The organism is Leisingera sp. McT4-56 (assembly GCF_020514995.1).
GTDB lineage: Bacteria > Pseudomonadota > Alphaproteobacteria > Rhodobacterales > Rhodobacteraceae > Leisingera > Leisingera aquaemixtae_A.
In genome coordinates this window covers 125,750-133,070 of sequence record NZ_JAJALF010000011.1, presented here as the reverse complement: position 1 = coordinate 133,070, position 7,321 = coordinate 125,750, and the positions used below count along the sequence as shown (strand labels likewise).

Sequence of the window (7,321 nt, the reverse complement as noted above, 5' to 3'; positions counted from 1 at the left end):
GCCGCGACCTCAATGTCCAGCTCGCCGGAGGACACCGCCTCCATGTCGGCGCAGATCCGGTCGATCGGTTTGGTCACAGACCGCGCGAACAGCCAGCCGGCCAGGGACACGAGCGCCGCACAGGCAAGCGAGATCAGGATCATGATCTGCCGCTGCGCTGCCGCAGGCGCCAGGATTTCCGCCCGGTCAATCTCCGCCGCCAGCGCCCATTGCAGGTTACGGAACGCGACAGGCCCGGCAATTGCGGCCACGGTCTGCCCGTCAGCCTTTGTCACCGACGGGTAAAAGGCCGTTGTTTCGCTGGTGCCCGTTTCCGCGGAAGCGGCAGAGGCCGCGATCGCGTCCCTAATATGGGGCAGCGGCTCCAGCTGTTCGAGCAGGCCGTGCCCGCCTTCCAGACGTGATGCGGTCCGCGCCTTGAAGTCGGGGCCAGTCAGGTAGACGTTGAGCGTTTTAAGATCACCGCCAGAAGCGGAGGTGATCGCAGCGATCTCGTCAATTGCAGCCTGCATCGCAAAAACGCCAATGTAGCGCCCGCCGCTGTCCCGGATGCGGGTCGCGGCAAAGGCTGCAGGCGCATCCGCACTGGGCGCATAGGGGGCGATGTCGGAGAAATAGACTTGTTCCTTCTCACCCTCAGCCGCCAGCCGGAAAGCCTGGGCCAGGCCAGTGTCCTGGTAGGGGCCGGATGTCAGATTGGTGGCATAGTCGGCTTCCTTGGTAACCGAAAAGATTACTTCGCCGTCCGGGCTGATCAGGAAAATGTCGTAGTAGCCCAGCCTCTCCATCATTTTTTCGAAGGCCGGATGGTTGCGCTCGAAATGAATATCGTAGGGGGAAGCTGCGGAAGCGAACATCGACAGGTTGCCGACATTCTCCTGCCCGTTGCCCCCGCGGCTGCTCCAGGTCACCGCCATATCCTTCATCGCCTTGGCAGTGGAAGGAACAGAGGCGACTGTAAGCACCGCAGCTTCAATGGATTCCAGGTAGGCATGCAGAGCCGCCTCGCGGTCCCGCACCAGGGACTGCAGCACCAGCTCGGCATCATGAAGCACGCTGCGCCGGAAATAGGTGCTGCTGAAGGCGATCAGCACGACGGTGAGTGTGAGGACACTGCCCACGACAAGCAATGGCAGCTTGTGCGCAAGTTTCAGGGAACGGAACATCTTCATATTCAAACCTCCGGAACACGCCTCAGAGTTTCACGCCGAGGGAATCTTGGACTGATCCAGATACAGCCCCAGATTGTTTGTTGATCCGTTAACAAACTGCGCCTGAACGTAAAAATTTTTCATTACGGTACTTTTCGCGGGGCGCCTGTGGCGAGATTTCAGCTGGCCTCCCCCCTTGCTCTGAAGCAGCGGTGTTAACGAACATGGCGCGCAGGAGTGCCATCGGCCGGCTTCCAGCAGGCCGGGGCCGCATTGCTGCGGGCAGGCGGCGTTAACCATTTGAGAGTTTCCTGCTTTCGAATCGGTCTTCTCGGCGGCGGCCGCCGCCGGGCAGTGCCCGGAGCGGTTTCGAAATTTCCTTTTATTGTTCTGCGTTTGGAAAAAGTATTTACGGTCTGTTTACTTTTTCTGGCCAGGCGGCGGTGTTTTTTGCCATGGTTAAGCATCAATAACCGGGGGGTTAGGGAATTGTTAACGCTGCCGCATTCTGTCCATGAAACCGACCTGGCCTGGCAACATTGGGCCACATTCCAGCCGCACGCCTGACTGACGATGCCTCTGTGGGAAGCTGGAGTGGATTATGAGACTTCTTATTGCTGCGATAGCGGCATGCCTGTCCCTTGGCATGCCGGGGGCCGCTGCTGCGGATAATGCGCGGCCGGGCGCCAAGCCGGTGGAGTGGTGGCAAGCCGTCGGACGGTTGAACATCGCCAACAAGAACATGTGCACCGGCGCTCTTATCGCGCCGGACCTGGTGCTCACGGCGGCGCATTGCCTGTTCGACCCCAAGACCGGCAGGCGGGTTGACCCGGCGTCGATCTGGTTCGAAGCGGGGTTGTCCGGGCGCCGGGCCGCGGCGCTGCGGCAGGTCTCCAGGGCGGTGATGCATCCGCAGTACCGCTACCGCCCGGCAGGCACGCACCAGGTCGGCAGCGATCTTGCGGTGCTGAAGCTGGACCGGCCCATCAGTGCCAGCCGGGTCCAGCCGCTGGCGACCTCGGTCGGCGCAGCGCGCGGCGATACCCTGGGGGTGGTGTCCTACACCCAGCACCACGCCACGCGCGTCAGCCTGGAGCGCTCCTGCAGCGTGCTCGCGCGCAAAAGCCGGACACTGGTGATGTCCTGCCTGGTGGACTTCGGCGCTTCCGGCTCGCCGGTGCTGGAAATGCGGCCAGGGCAGCCGCCGCGCCTGGTTTCGGTGATGTCGGCAAAGGCAGCGGTTGGCCACCGCAAGGTGTCGATCGGAACAGCGCTGGACGCGACGCTGCGGGACTTGGTGCAGCGGGCAGGCTGACAGCTGGAAGCATCCGCAGAGCTGTTTAGGCCTGCCTCCGCAAGGCGCAGGCCGTTTCCGATTCAGGGCTCGCGCAGCGCCTCGCGGGATTTGTAGAGCGGTTTCAGCAAGTACTGCAGCACGGTCTTGGCGCCGGTCTGCAGCTCTGCCGCGGCCCGCATGCCGGGGCGGATCTCGATCGATTGCTGGCGCTCGGTGAAACCCGATTTGTCGACCCGCACTGTCACCCGGTAATAGGGTTCGGCGCGCGGGTTGCGCTCGTCCTCGAACGTGTCTGCAGATACAAAATCCACCTTGCCGCGCAGCGAGCCGTAGATGGTGTAGTCATAGGCCGACAGCTTGATGGTGGCGTCCTGGCCGGGCTGCACGCTGGCAATGTCCTCGGGCTTCACCCGCGCCTCGACAAAAAGTTCTTCGCCCAGCGGGATGATTTCCAGGATCTCCTCGCCGGGGCGGATCACGCCGCCGATGGTGGTCACCGCCAGGCTGTTCACGATCCCCGCCATCGGGGAGGTGATGATGGTGCGGTTCAGCTGGTCCACCGCCAGCCGCTGCTCCTGCCGCAGGGTGGTGATCTCCCGCAGGGTCTGGGCGTATTCCTCAGCCTGTTCCAGTTCCGCCTGGGTGCCGATTTCGTTGTATTTGGCGCGGGCATCGGTGGCTGCCTTGCGCGCCTTGTTTACCTCGATCAGCGCCACGATCTTTTGCTTGTAGAGGCGCTCCATATTGGCCAGTTCGGCGTTCAGCTGGTCCAGGATCTGCCGGGCGCTGTCGCGGCGGCTGCTGAAATCGGTCTGGCGCGCGATCAGAAGACCCCTTTCCGAGGCCAGAATGCCGGGGGAGCGCTGCGCCAGCATCTCCGGCACGGAGAATTCAAAGGCGCCCTTCATCTGCGCCTCCAGCCGGTGGCGCCTGATCTCCAGCGCGTCGATCTGGTTTTGCAGCTCATCGGCAGCGGTGCGGAACTTGGTGTCTTGCAGCTTGGCCAGCACCTGGCCCGCAGTCACGATGTCGCCCTGGCGTACATGCAGCTCCGCCAGGATGCCGCCCTCCAGGTTCTGCACGATCTGCGCGCGCGAGGAGGAGACCACCTGGCCCTCGCCGCGCACAATCTCGTCGATGGAGGCAAAGGCGGCCCAGATCAGGAAGGTGAGCACCGCGGCCAGCGCCAGATAGATGATACGGCTGGCGCTGCGCGGCGTCTGCGCATCGCCGTAGGGATCGTGCAGCGCCATGCTCATTTGCCCTCTCCTGCAGCCAGATGCGCCAGAACCTGGTCGCGCGGGCCGTCCACCACCATCCGGCCCGATTGCAGGATCAGGGTGCGGTTGGTCAGCGACAGGATCGGCATCCGGTGGGTGGCGATTACCGCGGTGCGGCCCTCCAGCCAGCTCTCCAGGCGGCTGACCAGGGTGCGCTCCAGCGTCTGGTCCAGCGCCGCGGTGGGTTCATCCAGCAGCACGACAGAGGGGTTCTGCAGCCACAGCCGGGCCCAGCCGATCGACTGCCGCTGCCCGATCGAGAGGCCATGGCCGCCGTCGCTGATCTCCAGGTCCAGACCCTTGTGGTGGCTGCGCACATGGGCGCCGAGACCTGCAAACTCCAGCGCCTCCATCAGCCGGTCGTCGTCGCGCTCCAGCTGGTTGAGGTTCAGGTTGTCGCGCAGGGTGCCGGCAAACAGCCGCACGTCCTGGCTGAGGTAGCCGATGTTTGCCCGCAGGTCGCGCGGGTCGATCTGCGCCATGTCGGTGCCGTCCAGCAGGATGCGGCCCCGGTCGGGGGCATAGAGGCCGGACAGGAGCTTGAGCAATGTGGATTTGCCGGAGCCGTTGACGCCGAGCACCGCAACCCGCTGGCCCGGCGTGACCGCCACCGCCTGCACGTCCAGCGTCGGGGCCGCGTCGTCCTCATAGCGGAACAGGATCTCGCGCAACTCGAACCGGCCCTCGATCTTCTGGCGGCGCAGGTAGGTGCGTTCTTTCTCTTTCTCTTGCGGCGCCTGGGCGATGGCGTCCAACCCCTCCAGCGCCGCCTTGACGTTGCTCCAGCGCGCCAGGGTTGCGGCAAACTGTGTCAGCGGCGCCAGCGTGCGGCTGGTCAGGATGCCAGTAGCGATGATGGTGCCGACGGTGAACTCGCCGGCAAACACCAACAGCGTGCCCAGCACCACAGCGGTGATATAGGTGGCCTGCTGCACCCCTTGCGACCAGTAGGTGAGGGCGCTGGACAGCTTGCGCTGCTCTGTCGCGGAATGCGACGACAGCGTGTTCAGCTCATCCCACAGCCGCAGCACCCGCTCCTCGCCGCGCTGGGTCTTCACGGTGTCCAGTTCCGTCACCACCTCATGCAGCAGCCGCCCCGCCTTGGCGTTTGCGCCCTGCGTTTGCCGGGTATAGGCGATCATCTTCTTCTGCATGAAATAGGCAGGCAGCAGCATCAGGACGCCGCCTGCGATGATCACCCAGACAACCGGCCCGGCGATGGAGGCGACCAGCAGCAGGAACACCGCGATAAAGGGGATGTCCGCCAGCGTCGAGATGGTGGAGGAGGTGAAAAACTCCCGCACTGAACCGAAATCGCGCATTGCCGCAAACAGGCCGGAGGGCGGCAGCGGCTTTTTGTCTGAGCGCATGCCGATCAGGCGGCGCATCAGGTTGTGCTGCACCGACAGTTCGATCTGGCGGCCGGCCGCATCGGTCAGCCGCGCACGGGCCAGTTTCAGCATCGCCTCCAGCGCAATTGCCAGGAAAGCACCGACAGCGAGCACCCACAGGGTGGCGTGCGACTGGTGCGGCACCACCCGGTCGTAGACCTGCAGCGAGAACAGCGCGACCGACACCGCCAGGATGTTGGCCACCAGCGAGCCCAGCATGATCTCGCCCACCTGGCGGCGGTACTTGGGAAACTCGCTCCAGAACCAGTGGCCGGGGTCGATCTGCGGCGTGTGCTTGGCCGCCATTTGCTTGAGCGACGGGCGGGCCGACAGCACGGTGCCGGTGAAATAGGGGCTGAACTCGTCCAGCGGCACCTCGGTGCGGTTGTCCGGGCAGGAGGTGTCATAGATCGTCAGCGCATCATCGGCCTGGCTCAGCACCAGCACGCACTGGCCGCCGGACATGATCGCCAGCGCAGGCCAGAGCGCAGGGGCAAGGTGCTGCTTTTCCAGGATCTTGGGCTGCAGCCCGGCGGACTGCACCGCCTTGGCCAGCGTGTGCAGGGACAGATCGCCTGGCGTTTCCTTCCACAAAAAGGCGGCCACGTCGCTGACCGGCACCTCGCTGCCCTTCAGGGCGGCCAGGGTGGCGATCAGGCTGGCGCGGTGCTGGATGCGGGCAGCGGCGCCTTCCAGCAGCGAGCCGACTTCGGGCTGCGCGTCCTGCGGCTTGGGCCGGTTGTCAGTCTTGGGTTTCAGCCGGGTGTTGGGGCCGGGCGCCGGGGCTGGGGTGTTGGCAGGCTGCATCAAACCTTGCGGGGCGACCTGCGGACCGGACGCCGGAACCGCCCGCAGCACCGGCTTCTTGCTGGCGGCGGGCAGGGGGCGGGGGGGCTTTTGCGTGGTGTCGGTCAAATCTTGTCCCCATCAGCCAGAAGCCCCAGGTCGCGCGCCAGCGCCAGCTGGATCAGCACCACCTCGTATTTTGCGTCGATATAGGCCTGCTCGCGGCGCACCAGCTCTTCATAGACCTGGATCACTTCCATCACCGGGCGCTGGCCCGCCTCGAACTGTTTCTGAAACAGCTCATAAGTCTCGCGGCTGCGGCGCATCAGCGCGGCGGTCTCACCCTCCTGCCGCTGATAGGAGGCGATCTGCTGCACCTGGCGGCTGTAGGCACGGCGGGCGGCTTCCTCGGCTTCGCCCACCTGCCGCTTCGCGGCCTCTTTGGAGGCCTCAAGCGCCTGGATCGCGGCGGGGGTGCCGAGCCCCAGCGGCTGGCCGGTGCCCAGGGTCACCCCGGCGCCGGAGCCGTCCGTGGTGACATTGCCTGCGGCGGAAATCTGCGGCAGCAGCCCGGCGCGGCCTGACTTGGCCTGGGCAATGGTGCGCTCTGCCTCGGCTCCGGCTTTGAGCACCGACAGGAACTGAACCTGCTCCGGCGGTATGCCGATGCCAAGATGCGAGGGTTTACGGTCAAACGACTGCCCCGTCATCGCCTGCAATTCGGCGCGGGCAGTGGTTGCTGCGTCCCGGGCGGTGGCAGCGGCGGTGCGGATGCCGCTGATCTTGCTGTCCACCACGTTCAGGTCGGCGCGGTCGGAGACGCCGCCATCGACGCGGCCCTGCACAATGCGGCGGAACTCCTGCATCCGGCGCAGGGCGCGGTCGCCGTAGGCGGCCTTCTCATCGCCGCGCAGGGCAGCGGCATACAACCCGACGGCGGTTTCCACCCGGCCGTTCATGTCCTGCGACAGGCTGACTGCGGCGACCTCCACATCGGCGGCGGCAAATTCGCGTTCCGCCTTGCGGCGGCCGTTGTCGAACAGCACCTGCTCGATCAGCAGCCCGGCAACCAAATCGCCCAGGTCGGTCAGGCTGACCGAAGGCCCCAGCGTCGGAAACCAGTTTTTGGAGGCGGCCTCAGCCCGCAGCTTGGCGCTGATCAGCTCTGCCTCGGCTGCACGCGAGGAGGCGGCGATCGCTGCCGCGGCGACCTGCCCGTAGGCGCTGTCCTCCGCCAGCAGCGAGCGGCGCTCCATCAGGGCGCTGATCACCTCGGATGAGGCTTCGCCCGTTTGCGCGAAATTGCTGCGCGGCCCGCTGCCTTCCGCATCGCCAAAGGGGGCTGGTGCGCAGGCCGAAAGGCTGCACATCGCTGCGATGGCGCAAAGAAAGCGTCCCGGTTGCATCCTGCCCTTT

At 65.3% G+C, this 7,321-nt stretch carries 5 protein-coding genes and 1 pseudogene; 2 read left to right on the top strand and 4 right to left on the bottom strand.

What is annotated here, in order from left to right:
• Window positions 1–1,172, bottom strand: a pseudogene (locus LHL23_RS13995) (cache domain-containing protein); the annotation flags it as partial.
• Between the two features lie 216 nt (window positions 1,173–1,388).
• Between LHL23_RS13995 and LHL23_RS13990 the strand changes: the two are divergent.
• Both LHL23_RS13990 and LHL23_RS13985 read left to right on the top strand, forming a co-directional pair.
• Window positions 1,389–1,718, top strand: a complete 330-nt coding sequence (locus tag LHL23_RS13990; protein WP_226430315.1) for a hypothetical protein — start codon at window positions 1,389–1,391, stop codon at window positions 1,716–1,718.
• 34 nt (window positions 1,719–1,752) lie between these two features.
• Window positions 1,753–2,466: a trypsin-like serine peptidase gene (locus LHL23_RS13985; protein WP_226430314.1), complete on the top strand. Its 714-nt coding sequence runs from the start codon at window positions 1,753–1,755 to the stop codon at window positions 2,464–2,466.
• A gap of 62 nt (window positions 2,467–2,528) precedes the next feature.
• Here LHL23_RS13985 and LHL23_RS13980 read toward each other — a convergent pair whose 3' ends face one another.
• From LHL23_RS13980 to LHL23_RS13970, 3 genes are all read right to left on the bottom strand, one after another.
• Window positions 2,529–3,707 (bottom strand): HlyD family type I secretion periplasmic adaptor subunit, encoded by a 1,179-nt coding sequence (locus LHL23_RS13980; protein WP_226430313.1) that lies wholly within the window; start codon window positions 3,705–3,707, stop codon window positions 2,529–2,531.
• Complete coding sequence (locus tag LHL23_RS13975; RefSeq protein WP_413229476.1) at window positions 3,704–5,926, bottom strand: type I secretion system permease/ATPase; 2,223 nt, start codon at window positions 5,924–5,926, stop codon at window positions 3,704–3,706. Before LHL23_RS13975 ends, LHL23_RS13980 begins: the two co-directional genes overlap by 4 nt.
• Window positions 5,927–6,030: 104 nt before the next feature.
• Window positions 6,031–7,311 (bottom strand): TolC family protein, encoded by a 1,281-nt coding sequence (locus LHL23_RS13970; protein WP_226430311.1) that lies wholly within the window; start codon window positions 7,309–7,311, stop codon window positions 6,031–6,033.
• Between the last annotated feature and the right edge of the window lie 10 nt (window positions 7,312–7,321).

Bases quoted from the DNA above. Each gene is read 5' to 3' on its own strand.
- LHL23_RS13985 (WP_226430314.1), top strand. From the start codon at position 1,753: ATGAGACTTCTTATTGCTGCGATAGCGGCATGCCTGTCCCTTGGCATG.
- LHL23_RS13980 (WP_226430313.1), bottom strand. From the start codon at position 3,707: ATGAGCATGGCGCTGCACGATCCCTACGGCGATGCGCAGACGCCGCGC.
- LHL23_RS13975 (WP_413229476.1), bottom strand. From the start codon at position 5,926: ATGCAGCCTGCCAACACCCCAGCCCCGGCGCCCGGCCCCAACACCCGG.
- LHL23_RS13970 (WP_226430311.1), bottom strand. From the start codon at position 7,311: ATGCAACCGGGACGCTTTCTTTGCGCCATCGCAGCGATGTGCAGCCTT.